Origin of the sequence: Halonotius pteroides (assembly GCF_003605635.1) — an archaeon.
Lineage (GTDB): Archaea > Halobacteriota > Halobacteria > Halobacteriales > Haloferacaceae > Halonotius > Halonotius pteroides.
The window spans coordinates 110,739-125,091 of record NZ_QMDW01000001.1 but is presented as its reverse complement, the minus strand read 5'-3'; the positions used below and the strand labels follow the sequence as shown (position 1 = coordinate 125,091).

14 protein-coding genes are annotated in these 14,353 nt (G+C 61.6%); 8 read left to right on the top strand and 6 right to left on the bottom strand.

Going from position 1 to position 14,353, the window contains the following annotated elements; all coding sequences use genetic code 11:
- Nucleotide 1: 1 nt before the first annotated feature.
- The 3 genes from DP106_RS00605 to DP106_RS00595 form a co-directional block, all read right to left on the bottom strand.
- Nucleotides 2-1,306 carry an amidohydrolase gene (locus tag DP106_RS00605; RefSeq protein ID WP_120082582.1) on the bottom strand — a complete coding sequence of 435 codons (1,305 nt, stop codon included), beginning with the start codon at nt 1,304-1,306 and terminating at the stop codon, nt 2-4.
- Between the two features lie 115 nt (nt 1,307-1,421).
- A complete protein-coding gene (locus DP106_RS00600; protein ID WP_120082581.1) occupies nt 1,422-1,718 on the bottom strand; it encodes a hypothetical protein in 297 nt (98 codons plus the stop codon).
- A gap of 120 nt (nt 1,719-1,838) precedes the next feature.
- The gene (locus DP106_RS00595; protein WP_120082794.1) at nt 1,839-2,165 is read right to left on the bottom strand and encodes an uS10/mL48 family ribosomal protein; all 327 of its coding nucleotides are present in this window, start codon (nt 2,163-2,165) and stop codon (nt 1,839-1,841) included.
- Nucleotides 2,166-2,344: 179 nt separating this feature from the next.
- On the opposite strand from DP106_RS00595, the gene DP106_RS00590 reads away from it, so the two are divergent.
- Both DP106_RS00590 and DP106_RS00585 read left to right on the top strand, forming a co-directional pair.
- Nucleotides 2,345-2,788 (top strand): bis(5'-nucleosyl)-tetraphosphatase, encoded by a 444-nt coding sequence (locus tag DP106_RS00590; RefSeq protein ID WP_120082580.1) that lies wholly within the window; start codon nt 2,345-2,347, stop codon nt 2,786-2,788.
- Nucleotides 2,789-2,796: 8 nt separating this feature from the next.
- Complete coding sequence (locus DP106_RS00585) at nt 2,797-3,798, top strand: DUF5787 family protein (RefSeq protein WP_120082578.1); 1,002 nt, start codon at nt 2,797-2,799, stop codon at nt 3,796-3,798.
- Here the strand turns inward: DP106_RS00585 and DP106_RS00580 are convergent.
- Nucleotides 3,795-5,969 carry an amino acid permease gene (locus DP106_RS00580; protein WP_120082577.1) on the bottom strand — a complete coding sequence of 725 codons (2,175 nt, stop codon included), beginning with the start codon at nt 5,967-5,969 and terminating at the stop codon, nt 3,795-3,797. The two genes, DP106_RS00585 and DP106_RS00580, sit on opposite strands and share 4 nt — an antisense overlap.
- Nucleotides 5,970-6,163: 194 nt before the next feature.
- Nucleotides 6,164-6,679 (bottom strand): DUF5797 family protein, encoded by a 516-nt coding sequence (locus DP106_RS00575; RefSeq protein ID WP_120082793.1) that lies wholly within the window; start codon nt 6,677-6,679, stop codon nt 6,164-6,166.
- A 106-nt stretch (nt 6,680-6,785) separates the two neighbouring features.
- On the opposite strand from DP106_RS00575, the gene DP106_RS00570 reads away from it, so the two are divergent.
- Nucleotides 6,786-7,106: a transcription factor S gene (locus DP106_RS00570; RefSeq protein ID WP_120082576.1), complete on the top strand. Its 321-nt coding sequence runs from the start codon at nt 6,786-6,788 to the stop codon at nt 7,104-7,106.
- A complete protein-coding gene (locus DP106_RS00565; RefSeq protein WP_120082574.1) occupies nt 7,107-7,787 on the top strand; it encodes a hypothetical protein in 681 nt (226 codons plus the stop codon).
- 9 nt (nt 7,788-7,796) lie between these two features.
- On the opposite strand, the gene DP106_RS00560 is transcribed toward DP106_RS00565, so the two are convergent.
- Complete coding sequence (locus DP106_RS00560; protein WP_120082573.1) at nt 7,797-8,090, bottom strand: hypothetical protein; 294 nt, start codon at nt 8,088-8,090, stop codon at nt 7,797-7,799.
- A gap of 125 nt (nt 8,091-8,215) precedes the next feature.
- Here DP106_RS00560 and DP106_RS00555 point away from each other — a divergent pair, with 125 nt between their 5' ends.
- The 4 genes from DP106_RS00555 (at nt 8,216) to DP106_RS00540 (ending at nt 14,346) form a co-directional block, all read left to right on the top strand.
- Nucleotides 8,216-8,698, top strand: coding sequence for a hypothetical protein (locus tag DP106_RS00555; RefSeq protein WP_120082572.1), 483 nt, complete (start codon nt 8,216-8,218; stop codon nt 8,696-8,698).
- Between the two features lie 69 nt (nt 8,699-8,767).
- Nucleotides 8,768-10,879 carry a thioredoxin domain-containing protein gene (locus DP106_RS00550; RefSeq protein ID WP_120082571.1) on the top strand — a complete coding sequence of 704 codons (2,112 nt, stop codon included), beginning with the start codon at nt 8,768-8,770 and terminating at the stop codon, nt 10,877-10,879.
- A 194-nt stretch (nt 10,880-11,073) separates the two neighbouring features.
- Nucleotides 11,074-12,960, top strand: a complete 1,887-nt coding sequence (locus tag DP106_RS00545; RefSeq protein ID WP_120082792.1) for a cation:proton antiporter domain-containing protein — start codon at nt 11,074-11,076, stop codon at nt 12,958-12,960.
- Nucleotides 12,961-13,119: 159 nt separating this feature from the next.
- A complete protein-coding gene (locus DP106_RS00540; protein WP_120082570.1) occupies nt 13,120-14,346 on the top strand; it encodes an ABC transporter substrate-binding protein in 1,227 nt (408 codons plus the stop codon).
- Nucleotides 14,347-14,353 lie beyond the last annotated feature (7 nt).

Below are 14,353 nucleotides of genomic sequence, written 5' to 3'. Positions count from 1 at the left end.
CTTAGGCTGCGTCTGCGTTACCAGCCGAGACATCGGCTGCGAGATCGGCGATAACACCGGCCAACAGGTCGATCCCGACGGCGATATCTTGCGCTTCGACATCGAATGTTGGCGTGTGGTGGCCGCCCGGATGATCGGTGCCGACGCCGAGATAGGCTGCCAGTCCGCCCCGTTGGTGGACGCGCTGCATGAGATACGTGGCATCTTCGCTGCCGCCAAGACTATCAGACGCAACGACGGTGTCGACGCCGGTCGTTCGGCGGGCGACGCGGTCGACAACCTCGACGAGTGCGGCGTCGCTGTGGGCACTCGGCGCGTCGCCCAGTCGCTCGATGGTGACCTCGCAGTTGTGCATCGTCGCCGCTCCTGCTAGCACATCCTCGGCGCGATCCCACATGTACTCCATTAGGTCAGTTGTCTCGCCGCGAACCTCGCCCTCAATGAAGGCTTCTTCCGGAACGATATTGCTCGCGGTGCCGCCGCCGACACGGCCGGCGTTGACACGGGTACCGCCGGCGGAGTTGCGCGACAGCCCGTAGAGATTTTGAACGGCAGCTGCCATCGCCTGCACCGCGTTATCGCCGGCTTCGGGCCGTGCGCCAGCGTGGGCCGATTCACCCCTAAACGTCGCTTCGAACTGTCGGACAGCAAGAAACTCATCGATGCCGGCGACAACTTCGCCTGAGGGGTGGTCAAGTCCGATATGCGGAGCCAGCAGGGCGTCGACATCGTCGAGAACTCCGGAGTCAGCAATGGATTTGCCGCCGGAGATCGTCTCCTCTGCGGGCTGGAGGATGAGTTTGAACGTGCCCGTGAAGTCGCTCCCGAGCACCCGATCAAGCACGCCAAGCCCGATGGTCGCATGCGCGTCGTGACCGCAGGCATGCATGTAGCCCTCGTTCGTCGAGCGAAACCCTGCGGCTGTGGGCTGGTGATCGTCGCTGTCGGCTTCGGTGATCGGCAACGCGTCGATGTCGACCCGGAGTGCGATTGTCGGCCCGTCGCCGCGCTCAACGACGGCGACCGCGCCGGTGACGCCGTCGCCGATTGTTTCGAGTACGTCGTCGTTTGCGCCGGCCTCGCGGGCACGCTGCCGCCACTCGGTGAGCGTCGTGTCATCGGGGACGTTTCGGCGACCCTCGGTCGCGTGGATCGCTGAGCCATACCGGAGTTTGTCTATCTCGCGCCGTTCAAGCTCGTCGATCAGGCGGCTTGTCGTGTAGAACTCACACCACGCCGGTTCGGGATACTGGTGGAGATCGCGACGAAGCGTACGGTAGCGAGCAGCGAGTGTGGGGTCGTCCATACCAGCATCAAGACGGCAGCGAAAATAAAACGCGGCGACCGTGGCGAAGCGTCGCCCATGGTTGTGGTCGCATCGCTGGTTCGGGTCGTCGATCTATGTCGTCGAGGCCCGTCTGCTACTGTGAGTACGGGATCCGGGAGGGGCGACCCATATTTCGGGTTTCGGCGGCTTCCATCCGGCCGACGACCATCCCGGCGACCTGTACCGCGGCGGCCAACACCGGTGTTTCGATATCCATGTGGAGTTCTTCGGGGGATTGGCTGGCTAACAGTTCGAGATACTCCTTATTGAGGTCGTCTAACAGTGCCGGATCGAGCTCTTCGAGAATGAACGCCTCCGCCAGCTCATCCGCTAACTCCACAACGTCGGGATCAAACTCGAAGGCCCCTCTATCGGCTGGCGACTCCGTCATATGTTTATCTACCACGCTCAGCAAAGTGAATCTTTCTCCATTCAACCGTTATGTGTGGAATACAATCCCAATACCACAACAACTAGTCAAATCAGCAACCAGTTGCTCGGCCAAACAGATTTAGTTGCCGCCCAACGGTTGCTGTTGTTCGACCTCGATTTCGACGTGGATCGAGTCGGGAAACTCCATGTGACCGACCTCGTTGGCGATATGTTCCGCCCCGTGGATATCGATCCGGCGTTCGTACACGCTGTACTCCCAGTTTGGGAAACTATCGCCGGGCTGGAGCGTCTGATACTGAGGCACGGTGAGCCGGGTTTCGGGGGAGGTATGCGGCCCCTTACACTGGCCACCTTTCCGCTCGACCAGTTGCTTTAGCTCGTTGACCGTCTCCGTAAGGACGGCTCGATCCCCGGATTGGAAGGTGAGTTTGGTGACGAAGGTCATATCCACCCCTGAGACGGCAAGCAGTAAAAGCCCGTCTACCGGCCCGTGGCGTGCGGTACCCTCTCATCCACGATGGCACGACCGGACTCCGTTCTCGGTCGGTTGCCGGCTGTTCGACCGAGAGCGTGGTACCGCCGCCTCCGATACCCTCTTAGGGTGGGCCTCCGTAGCAGAGCGCAATGACGGTTGAGGCAACCAGTGCTGGAGCGATCCTCTTCCGCGATACCCGTGGCTGCCGGGAGTATTTGCTCCTCAAAAGCCGACCAGGGGACTGGGAGTTCCCGAAAGGCGGGGTCGAAGGAGACGAGGAGCTTCAGCAAACTGCGATCCGAGAGGTAACGGAGGAAGCCGGGATCGAGGAGTTTCGACTCATCAACGGCTTCCGTGAGGACTACGATTACGTGTTCCAGGCCAGCGGCGACACGATTCATAAGACGGTGCATCTCTTCATCGCCCACTCCTTTGAGGCCAGCGCGGAGCTCTCGACGGAACACCGCGACCTGCAGTGGCGCGACTACGAGCAGGCCCTCAATACAATCACCCAAGACGGCCCCCGAGAGATCCTCAAACAGGCCGACGAGTTTCTCGATGAGCGGCTTGTAGCGGAGGGCGATTACATCTAATCCGGGTCGTGTCCGGCCCTGCAACCGCCGACTCGGAGTTTACCTACGAGCTGTGTGTCTGTCGGTGGGCGGAACTCGCGTGGCCGCCCGGCAGTGACACCCAAGCCAGCGATGACGCGGCGTATCTTGTTGCTCGGCAACTCGGCACCAAACACCGGCGCTGGGACACCGTCGTTGTCGAGTGTAACCGCGACGCACTGCAAGCCCGGGCGGCCTTCGGCGACGACGAACTCGATTCTGACCTCCTGCATGTCGTCCGCAACGCGCCCGCTGAGTGGGCATGGTACCGTGACCCACTCCCCGAGCCCGACTATCCGTGGCGATATGTCCGCGAAGCCGTCCACCGTGCGGCCGACCGTGGCGTGGTACAGACCCGCAGCGAGGGCAACCGGATTCAGCTCAAACGGATCGCTCCCTACCCCGACTGGGTGCGGCGGCTGATCGCGATCGAAAACAAACCGGATCTCGACGCCGCGGCGGCCGACCGACTGGCCGAACAGATCGATCACGATGTCGAAGCCGACCTCGCCGACGAGGTTTGGGTTGCCACCGCCGAAACCGGGGCGACCGTCGAGCCAGCTTTGCTGGAAGCACTCCCGGTTGAGGCCGGGATCCTGACGACTGATTTCGCCGGTGGCGTCGACGCCGACGCCGCCAGCGTCGCCTGGCATCCAACGTCGGTGACACCGACTCATGATGACGACGACCGGGTGTCACGCCGACTTGAACTCGCTGAACGCGCCTATGGCCGCGGCTGGCGGGACTATCAGGCGACGATGCGACCAGATTGCCGGCATTTTGAGCTGCAACGGACTGGCCGGCTTTTGATTCCATGGTGTGCTGCCAAGGAGTGCCATCAGTCGTCATCAGTGTGTAGTGGTAGTTGCGAAGCATTCGAACCTGAACCACCGACATGGCGCACCAACGGTTGGCCGATCGACGGCGGGCCGGGAGCCGGGATCCGCCGCCTGTTGGAACAGCGGGCTGAGCGAACGCGCCAACAGCGTTAAAAGAGGACGCGTTCGACCAGCCGCCGCACAAAGCCGGGTTGGTTTGCCCTCTCGGGGTAGACCGTAATCGCCGTACAGTTCGACGGTGCCCGTGGCTTTCGATCGAGGAACGCCCCTCTGAGCCGGTAGTCCGCCCCGCGTTGGATCCGGACATCCGGCGTCGACGCGACGGCATCTGCTGTCGGGGTCGTATCCAACTCGACGGACACCGAGAGCAACCCCGCAAGTTCGTCCCGGTACTCCTGTACGGTTCGTTCGCGTTTCTCGGCGGGGGTGGTCGACGGGAGGAACCGAAGCGTAACTTGGCCGTTGTTGGCGACAGCGACAGTATCGGTGACAGCGATCGCTGTTGGGTCGAACGGGCTTCCATCGCCGAGGAGTTCGATCTCCTGTGGGCTGTCATAGCCCTGATTGTCGACCAACAGCACGTCACAGGGGGCGTGACGAACCATCCAGTCGATCGGGTCGCCGATAAGCCGCGAGCGAAGGCGGAGCCGTTCGTGTTCGGCCACGATCGTGTCGACCCGGCGGTGATCGGCGAAGTTGACCATCGAATGTTTCGTGTCGTGGCTGACGATCTCGCCGACATCGACCTCGATCCCAAGCTCCGCGGCCAACTCGTCGGTTTGGCTCTCGAAGGCGACCTCAGCCGGCGTCTGGGTTTCGGCGGCGGTCGCAAGTGGCTCCTGATCCGGCACCTCCTCGAACCAGACGGCAACGACCCGGCCGTCGTGGGGTCTGACCTGATCGGCAGCGAGTTCAAGCAGTGCTCGCTCGCGTTCCCGGCTGATATCACGGGTGATCGCCACAAGCACCTCATATCGTTGTTCGTCGAGTGCGTCCTCTGTTTCGGCGATGCGGCTCCGGCCGACCTCTCGGCGGACAACATCGGCTGCAACCCCCTCACGGTCGATTCGCGTGCTGGCATAGAGGAAATACCACGCGATGCTGCCAACCGTGATACCGACCGCGCCGGTGATGGCGATCGTTCCCATCTGTGTCAGCAAGACGATTCCGCTGAGAACGCCGAAGCCCTGCATCCATGGATACAGCGGTGCGGCGAAACTCGGCTCGTAGTCGGTGTCGCCGCGGCGGAACGCGACGAGTGCGACGTTGATGAGGATAAAGACGAGAATCTGGAACGCGCTGGCAAGCTTGGCGATCTCCACGATCGGGACGAAGGCGATCAGCAGCACCAACACCGCACCGGTGAGCGTGATCGACAGCGATGGTGTTCCGAACCGGTCGCTGACCGCTGCCAACGATTCAGGGACGAGCCCGTCGCGGGCCATCGCAAACGGATAGCGGGACGACGAGAGGATTCCGGCGTTGGCGGTCGAGACCAACGCAAGAATTGCCGCCAATACGACCGCGGCGACACCGAGGGTGCCGAGGGTCTGGTTGGCCGCCGCCGCCACCGGGGTAGCTGAGCCGGCGACCGTCCCTGCGTCGGTGACGCCGACGATGATGGCGACGATCAACACGTACAGGAGGGTGGTAAACGCCAGCGAGCCGAGGATCCCAAGTGGAATATTTCGATCAGGCTTTTCGACCTCCTCGGCGATGCTGGCAACCTTTGTCACCCCGGCGTAGGAAACAAACACCAGGCCCGTCGCCTCAAGCAGACCGCCGAGCCCGCCGCCGAAAAACGGCGAGAAGTTTGTTCCCGTCGACTGTGGCGCGCTCCCGACAACGAACCATCCGAGTGCGGCAAGCATGACGACAACGATCGCAACCTGCAGTCGACCGGTCTGTTTCGCGCCGACAAGGTTGATCAGGATCAACACAACCGCCAGAGCGACCGCGACCGGTTTGGTCGGCAGATCGAAAAATATCAACAGGTATGGGACGCCGCCAACCAAGGCGAGACCGCCTTTGAACGCCAGCGAGAACCACGTCCCGACGCCGGCGACAGTGCCCATCATCGGCCCCATCCCGCGCTCAATATAGAGGTAGGTGCCGCCGGCTTCCGGCATCGCCGTCGCCATCTCGGATTTTGAGACAGCCGCCGGAATGACCAACACCCCGGCCAGCAGGTATGCGAGAATTACCGACGGGCCGGCGATGTCGAGTGCCAACGCTGGCAGAATGAAGATGCCGCTGCCGATCATCGCACCGATACTGATCGCCAGCACCGTCGGCAGCCCAAGGTCGCGTTCGAGGGTTTTCATTCAGGTCGTCCGCCTCTCGGATGTTGCCGGAAGGCCGGTAGTGCGGACAAAGAGATTTATTTCCGCATCTATGCTGAAAGATGATGCATTTTTCCAGCTGTTGCTCATCGAGTATGGTTATTTGTTGATATTCACCCGATATAAACGTATGGACTGGTATTTTCGCAGTTGCAGTTCGTGCTCGGTCGTCGTCATCAGTCTTCGGTTGTCGACACCGATACCGATTCGCGGTCGACACAGGCACGAAACGTCGGTACTGCACGGTAGCTGACTTCGACGACACCGATCCGCTTGAGTCGTTGGAGGGCCTGCCGGACATCGTCAACATCGGGGTCGATATCGGAGACCGCTCGCAGCCCGTTGAGCACGCTGACGACGCTTTCAGACCGCTCATCGGGTCCAGCGACAGTTTCGAACACGTTGGCCTCCAGCGGCGAGAGTCGAACCGAACTCGGCGGCGCGTCGTCGGCTTCGCCGTCGGCCGGCGGGGCAACGCCCGGCTCAACACCGGTGAGCTCGACGGCCTCCGGTGTTGAACGGATGAGGCTGTCGTCGTCGCGGTAGTAGTAGTCTTTGAGGTGGTCTTCGAGATACTGATGGACTTCGCTGCCGCTGTCTAGGGCCCAGCGTTGCTGTAGCTCGCCGTTTTTCGTCGGTTGGAGCTCGACGACATCTTCCAGCCGTGAAAGCTCCTCGTCGGTGAGGCTCATATCGGCTGTTTGCGACCATCCCATATCGTGGTTCCGGGTTTCGGGTAGCCACCGATCACCGTCGCAACCCTGTGGTTTAAGTACGACAGTTGATTGCCTCCCGCTAATGGAATTCTGTGACGACTGCGGGTCGATGCTGAAGACCGAGGACGACAAGTGGGTCTGTGGGTCGTGTGGCTTCGAGAAGCTCCGCGATGAGGCCGCCGAGGCCGCGATGGTAACAACCGAAGGACAGGAGAAAGGCGAGATCATCGACATCAGCGATGCCGAAGACAAGGGGCTGCCGACGACGACGGCGGCCTGTCCGGAGTGTGACAACGACCGCGCCTACTGGTATATGCAGCAGATCCGTGCGGCCGACGAAAGCGAGACCCGCTTTTTCGTGTGTACCGAGTGTGAACACAAGTGGCGCGAGGACGACCACTAGATGGACATCCCCCGGCCAGCCGTTCCGAGCGACCACCTGGCCGGCTGGCAGGAGACTGACGCCAGCGTCGAGGAAGCGTTTTCGACGCCGGTTGTGACCGTTTATACGCATACGGTCGTGTTTGAGGAGACCGAGGCACGCGAGCGGATTCGCGCCCAGACCGGCTGTGATCACCCCTGGCAGTTCTTTTTTGTGAGTCGCATTCGGCTTGCACCGCCACGCGACCCAGGGCCGGTGCTGACAAAGCTGGTGCGACGCAAGGCGGCCGCTGGCTTCACCGACCGCCTCGCCGACCGCGGTATCGAACAGGTCACCGAACGCGGTCGACGCGACAGATTGATCGGCGACACCGACGGACTACTTGTCACCTACGGCGGGCTGGTTCGACGATCGGTTCAGGATCGTGATCCCACCGACTCCTCGGCTGTTGCCGACGAGCGCACCGATGTCTCCAATCGCACTGACGATACCGCGCCCGCGCTGTTGTCGGTGCCGATCACCGCCGTCCTTGGTGTCTGGGCGGCCGATGGAGACTACCACGTTGCCGGCGGTGGTACCCCAGCGGGGCCGCCCGACAGCGGCCCCTCAGACGTTGTCGACGCCGTCGCCGAGACAGTCGATCCAACAGCAGCCCGTGAGACTCTTCTTGGGCTGATCGATGCCTGCGGCCAGGTCGGATAATCACGTGGGCTACCTGTCGAGTATCACCTGACAGCAGGCGCGAGCGGCAGCGATGTGTTCGTCGGCACTCTCGTCGCCGGTCGCATCGGCCTCAGCTAACAGCCCGGCGACCTGCTGGACTCGCTGCCGTCTGGTCGTCGGATCGATCTCGTCGCTGGCTGCATCCTGTGCCACTGCTTCGGCTTCGCCAAGCCATCGATTGGTTGCCGGTGGGATCGGTCGCTCGGCCGTGGCAGTCAGATGGGCAGCCAACGCATCGCTTGCGGCTGCGGGGTCTTCTGGGGGCGTTTCTGGTGGTTCCATACACCTCGTCGTCGGGGGAGCCGTGTAATCGTATTGGCTCCCGTTGCGATCCAGATGCAGCATCGTTTCGTTGTCGGCAGTCGATCAGTGCGGTTTTATATGTGGTGTCAGTAGCGAACAACCATATGACTGAGACGCCGTCTGTGAGTCGACGACGACTGCTTGCCGCCGGCGGTGTCGGCCTTGGGTTGGCCGCTGCCGGCTGTATGGCACCGGGATCAGAGCGACGCGCCACCGCTTTCCTGCAGCTATCGGAGGACGCACAGGCCGAACTGCAGACACAGAACCAACGGCTCAGACAGGAGCTTCAGAACGGCAGCATCTCCCGACAGGAAGCTGGCCAGCAGGTTTCGGAACTCCGCGGCGAGCTCACCGACGAGCTTGTCGACAGCGCGACCACAGAGGCCGAATCGCTCGGACTGACTGTTGAGGATTCGATCACTCCACCAAGCGGCTCACCGCTGCTGCTCGTGTCGGGATCTGAGAGTGCGCTCCTCGATTATATGAACGTCGACATGGTTACCGGTCTGACTAGCCCTGACCAGTTCGAAGAACTCCAACAACAGCGGGCCCAAGCAGCAAATCAGACTACCCAACCAACCGGCTAACCGCGGACGGTTGCACGCCGCTGGTGCCGACACCGATCTTTTTTGCGTCCGCCGCGCCGACGTGGGATGATGACTGATCCACTGCGTCGTAATCGATTGGCCGAGGAAGGCAGCCCGTATCTTACCCAACATAAGGACAATCCCGTCAACTGGCAGCCGTGGGATGAGACCGCTCTGGAAGCAGCCAAAGCACAGAACAAGCCGATCTTTCTGTCGATCGGCTACTCGGCGTGTCACTGGTGTCACGTCATGGAGGAGGAGAGCTTTGCGGACGACGCTGTCGCCGAGCGGCTCAACGAGGATTTCATCCCGATCAAGGTCGACCGCGAGGAACGACCGGATATTGACAGCATCTATATGTCGATCTGCCAGCGCGTCACCGGCCGCGGCGGCTGGCCGTTGACGGCGTGGCTCACCCCCGAAGGCAGTCCGTTCTATATTGGCACCTACTTCCCGAAGGAACCACAGGGACAGATGCCGGGCTTGCTCGATCTTCTCGACAAGATCGCAGCCTCATGGAACGATCCCGAGGAGCGAAGCGAGATGCAAACCCGCGCCGAGCAGTGGGTTGACACCGCCCGCGACAAGTACGACACCCCCGACGCCGACGGCACAGGCGAGGTACCGGGCGACGACACCCTCGACAGCGCGGTTCGAACCGCACTCCGTTCGGTTGACGACGCGTACGGCGGCTTCGGCTCCGATGGCCCGAAGTTCCCCCAGCCGGGGCGGCTCGATCTACTGTTGCGCACAGCGGGTCGCAGCGGCACCACCGACGCACTAACGGCGGTGACGGCAACGCTTGATGCGATGGCTGACGGCGGGATGTACGACCACCTTGGCGGTGGTTTTCATCGGTATGCGACCGACCGTGAGTGGACGGTGCCGCACTTCGAGAAGATGTTATACGACAACGCCGGGTTGCCACCGCTGTATCTCGCTGGCCACCAACTCACCGGCGATGAGGGATACGCTGAGACTGTCGATGAGACGCTAGCGTTTGTCGAGCGCGAGCTCACACACCCCGATGGCGGTTTCTACAGCACGCTTGATGCCCGAAGCGGCGACGAGGAGGGATCGTTCTACGTCTGGACGCCTGCGGATGTTCATGCCCACCTCGATGACCCGGCGGCGACGCTGTTCTGTGAGCGCTACGGTGTGACCGACGGTGGCAACTTCGAGCGCGGGACGACCGTGTTGAACGTCTCAACGACGATCGACACACTCGCCGACGACCACGACCTTACGACTGATGTGGTTACCACCAAGCTATCCAACGCCTGCGACACACTGTTTGCGGCTCGCGAGGAACGAACCCGACCGCCACGCGACGAGAAGATCTTGGCCGGCTGGAACGGGATGATGATCTCGGCGTATGCGGACGCCGCACGCATTCTTGACGCCGATTATGCCGGGCCGGCCCGTGACGCACTGGACTTTGTCACCGACCACCTCCTCGACAACGAGACAGGCCGGCTCCAACGGCGGTTCATCGACGGCGATGTTGCCGGCGAGGGGTATCTGGAGGATTATGCCTTCCTTGCCCGCGGCGCGTTCGACCTGTATCAGGCGACCGGTGACCTCCAGCCCCTCAGTGTCGCGCTTAATCTCGCCGAGACGATCGTCTCAGCGTTCTGGGACGCGGAGACAAAAACGATCTATTTCACCCCCGATGACGGCGAAGAGTTGGTGACACGCCCACAGGAACTCACCGATAGCTCGACACCATCGAGTCTCGGCGCGACCGTTGATCTGCTCTGTGAGCTTGATGGCTTCGTTGCCGACGCCGACTACCGAGAGATCGCTGGTGAGGTGTTGGCGACCCACAGTAACCGCATCACCGGGAATCCGCTCCAACACGTCTCGCTGACGCTGGCGGCTGATCGCTACACCAATGGCGGTGCGGAACTCACCGTTGCGGCCGACGATCTCCCGACCGACTGGCGTGAGACGTTGGCCGACCGCTACCTGCCGGGTGTCACACTAGCCCACCGCCCCCCGACAGAATCAGAACTCCAAGCGTGGCTTGACGAACTCGGGCTGGAGGCCGCGCCGCCGGTTTGGGCCGACCGGGAAGCTATCGACGGCGAGCCAACAGTCTACGCCTGTGAGTCGTTTACCTGTTCGCCGCCGCAGACGGCGTTGGAACCCGCGCTGGAATGGCTTGAAACGAACCGGTAGCTGTGGAGGACGTAGCGGTCGTGGCTAACGCCACCGGAACCGTCGTTACGCAGCATACGACCGACTCCCAGCCGCTGGGCGTCGATACCGTGAGCCACTGACGGCGCGCAACAAAGCTACTTATGTACGTTGATGAGGGTAAGGTAACTGTTGATGGCCACCACTCGCTGGGTTCAGCACGCCGGGGGAACCCGATGATTCCGCTTGTCGGTGAGGGTGGTACAAACATGCTGTTGATCGTCGCGGTTATCCTCGGCTTAGGCGTCACATCACAGGTGCTCGCAGACCGATTTCGTGTCCCTAGTGTTCTCTTTTTGATTCTGTCCGGCGTTGCCGTCGGCCCAAAAGGGCTCTCGATTGTCACGCAGGATGTCTTCGGTGGGGCTCTCACAACGATCGTTGGGCTGAGCGTGGCAATCATCGTGTTTGAGGGCTCGTTTCATCTTAAGATCGAGAAACTGCGTGAATCACCCTCCGCAGCACTCCGGCTGATCACAGTTGGGGCCGCGCTCTCCTTTATCGGCACAACGCTTGCTATCCGGTTCTTTCTCAACACTACCTGGGGGATCGCGGCACTCATCGGGGCCTTACTTATTGCCACTGGGCCAACAGTTATTACACCAATTCTCGCGGTCGTCCCGGTGCGTGATCGCGTTGCTGCCGCCCTTGAAACCGAAGGCATTGTCAACGACGTGACAGCGGCAATCCTTGCGGTTGTAATCTTCAAACTCCTCGCAGCACAGGGGGCAACACCGCTGGCGTATCTGACTGATTTTATCGAGCGATTGAGCGTCGGTGTCTTCATCGGGCTCGTTATCTCGGCGATCTTGTGGTTTCTCCTCACCCGTGTGCGGACGCCAACGGGCTGGACGCCACAGAACGCCCGGTTGCTGACGCTTGTTGGCGCGATTGTGGCCTACAGTGCCGCGGATACGATCGTGACCGAATCCGGGGTTGCGGCGGTGGCAACCGCTGGGATCGTCCTCGGAAACGTTGGCCTGCCGTATGAGGCCGAGATCGAGGAGTTCAAGGGCGATATCACGATCATCGTCCTCTCGTTTGTCTTTATCGCCCTTGCCGCGTTGATCGAGTTTGAGACCCTGCTGGATCTTGGGCTCGCTGGACTGGCTGTTGTCGCGGTGGTCGCCCTCGTTTTGCGACCGCTGTTAGTGTTTCTGTCAACGACCGGCGATCGGTTCACCCGCGGTGAAAAACTGTTTATGAGCTTTGTTGGCCCGCGTGGGATTATCCCCGCCAGCGTCGCCACGCTGTTTGCGATCCAACTCGGAACGCCGGCGGCCCCCTCGAACCCGGAGGGCGCGAGTATTCTTGCAGGCACGGTCTTTCTGGTGATCCTGCTTACAGTTGTCTTTGAGGGCGGGTTTGCACGACAGCTTGCGGAATGGTTCAACGTGATTCCAATGCGTGTACTCATCATCGGCGGCGGACGTGTCGGTACAGAACTGGCTGAACGACTCGAAGAACGCGGCGAGAATGTCGTGATCATCGAGGAGCGAAAGTCGGCGGCCGAGGCCCTTCGTAATAAGGGGCTCAGTGTACGGGAGGGTGACGGCACAAACGTTGAACTGCTGCGAAAAGCCGGGGGTGAGCAGTCGAAAACGATCGTCGCGGCCACCGGCGACGACGATACCAACCTGCTTGTGGCACAGCTTGCGGAATCGACGTTTGACACCGAGACGGTCATCACCCGCGTCAACGAGCCGGACAACGTCGATGCCTTCGAGGAGCTTGGTGTCAAGACCATCTCGTCGTCGGCCTCGACAGCGTGGGGGATCGACAACCTCATCGAGCGGCCGGCGATGTCGCGGTGGATGACGGAACTTGGTCGCAGCGGCGACGTCCAGGAGGTTGAGGTGACCGACGAATCGCTGGCCAGCAAAACGATCAGCGATGTCAACGAGACGCTCCCCGAAGGCTGTATCGTCGCACTCGTTAGCCGCGACGAGGAAAACACCGTGCCGGAAGCCAGCCTCAACTTGGAGTACGGCGATCACCTGACGATTCTCGGTCGGACGGAGTCGGTACATGAGGCGATCGACCAGTTGCATCCACACGACTGACACCACCCCCAACCCGAGACAGCCATGCTGGTGTTGCCTCGTTACTGACGCCTCACCGCGCTGTGTTTGCATTTTCACCGACGGGATCCCGACTGTGTCGGCTCGTTTCGCGACTACCCCTGGGATTTAATACGAGCTGTCAGGTACGTGTGGGTAAATATGTCACACAACATACGAAGACGGGATGTCCTGAAAGCATTGGGTGCAAGCGGAACGGTCGCGCTGGCTGGCTGTGCCGGCAACGGCGGCGGCGATGGCGGCGGTCGAACGCTCAGCCAAGGTGTGTTGATGCCGCTTTCCGGTGGGCTCGGCAATCTCGGCCAGCCGATCCGTGACGGCGCGACGCTCCCGTTCACGCTGCTTGAGGGGAACACCGAGTTCACCATCGACAGCCAGGTCGAAGATACACAGACCGATCCCAACGCCGGCCAGACGGCCGCAAGCGCGCTCGTCGACGCTGGCTACCCGGCTGTCACCGGTGCGGCTGGTTCCGAAGTTACGATTCAGGTCGCAGAGAACGTGTTTATTCCGAATAGTGTCGTCGGCTGCTCGCCAGCCTCAACGTCGCCAGCGATTACTGACCTCGACGACAACAACCTTATTTGGCGAACCCCGCCGACCGACGCCTTGCAGGGCGAGGTGCTGGCACAGGTCGCCAGCGAGAACATCGGCGCGTCGACGGCGGCGACGCTGTATGTCAACAACTCCTACGGACAGCTTCTCTCCGAGAGCTTCGCCTCGGCGTACGGCGGAACCGTGCAGAACCAGGTTTCGTTCCCAAAAGGTGCGAGTTCCTACAGCTCGCAACTGAGTCAAGCCCTCAGCGACGATCCGGGTGTCGTCATCGTTATTGGTTACCCAGAAAGCGGCGTCCAGTTGTTCCGCGATTTCTACTCGGAGTACGCCGGCGAGACCCCGTTCCTCGTCACCGATGGCCTTCGAGACTCGGCCCTGCCGAGCGATGTCGGCAACGCGATGTCGAACGTGCAGGGCACCGCACCGCTTGCGGCCGGCCCCGGCAATGAGTTCTTTACCACCGAATATCAGGACGCCTACGATTCAGAACCCGGCGTCTTCACCTCACAGGCCTTTGACGCAACGGCCGTCTGCCTGCTTGCCAATGCCGCCGCCGGCGAAAACAGCGGCCCGGCAATCGCCGAGCAGATGCAGGCCGTCGCCAATCCTGGCGGCGAGGAAGTGACACCATCAACGCTGGCTGACGGGCTAGCGATGGCTGCTGAGGGTACCGAGATTCAGTACAAGGGTGCCTCCAGTGCGGTTGACTTCGACGACAACGGCGACCTCAAGGCCGCAACCTACGAACTGTTCGGCTTCCAGGAGGGCGGTGGGGTCGAGACCATCGAGGAAATCGCGTTCTCCGCGTAAGCCCGCG

Bases quoted from the DNA above. Each gene is read 5' to 3' on its own strand.
- DP106_RS00605 (WP_120082582.1), bottom strand. From the start codon at position 1,306: ATGGACGACCCCACACTCGCTGCTCGCTACCGTACGCTTCGTCGCGAT.
- DP106_RS00600 (WP_120082581.1), bottom strand. From the start codon at position 1,718: ATGACGGAGTCGCCAGCCGATAGAGGGGCCTTCGAGTTTGATCCCGAC.
- DP106_RS00595 (WP_120082794.1), bottom strand. From the start codon at position 2,165: ATGACCTTCGTCACCAAACTCACCTTCCAATCCGGGGATCGAGCCGTC.
- DP106_RS00590 (WP_120082580.1), top strand. From the start codon at position 2,345: ATGACGGTTGAGGCAACCAGTGCTGGAGCGATCCTCTTCCGCGATACC.
- DP106_RS00580 (WP_120082577.1), bottom strand. From the start codon at position 5,969: ATGAAAACCCTCGAACGCGACCTTGGGCTGCCGACGGTGCTGGCGATC.
- DP106_RS00575 (WP_120082793.1), bottom strand. From the start codon at position 6,679: ATGAGCCTCACCGACGAGGAGCTTTCACGGCTGGAAGATGTCGTCGAG.
- DP106_RS00570 (WP_120082576.1), top strand. From the start codon at position 6,786: ATGGAATTCTGTGACGACTGCGGGTCGATGCTGAAGACCGAGGACGAC.
- DP106_RS00565 (WP_120082574.1), top strand. From the start codon at position 7,107: ATGGACATCCCCCGGCCAGCCGTTCCGAGCGACCACCTGGCCGGCTGG.
- DP106_RS00560 (WP_120082573.1), bottom strand. From the start codon at position 8,090: ATGGAACCACCAGAAACGCCCCCAGAAGACCCCGCAGCCGCAAGCGAT.
- DP106_RS00555 (WP_120082572.1), top strand. From the start codon at position 8,216: ATGACTGAGACGCCGTCTGTGAGTCGACGACGACTGCTTGCCGCCGGC.
- DP106_RS00550 (WP_120082571.1), top strand. From the start codon at position 8,768: ATGACTGATCCACTGCGTCGTAATCGATTGGCCGAGGAAGGCAGCCCG.
- DP106_RS00545 (WP_120082792.1), top strand. From the start codon at position 11,074: ATGATTCCGCTTGTCGGTGAGGGTGGTACAAACATGCTGTTGATCGTC.
- DP106_RS00540 (WP_120082570.1), top strand. From the start codon at position 13,120: ATGTCACACAACATACGAAGACGGGATGTCCTGAAAGCATTGGGTGCA.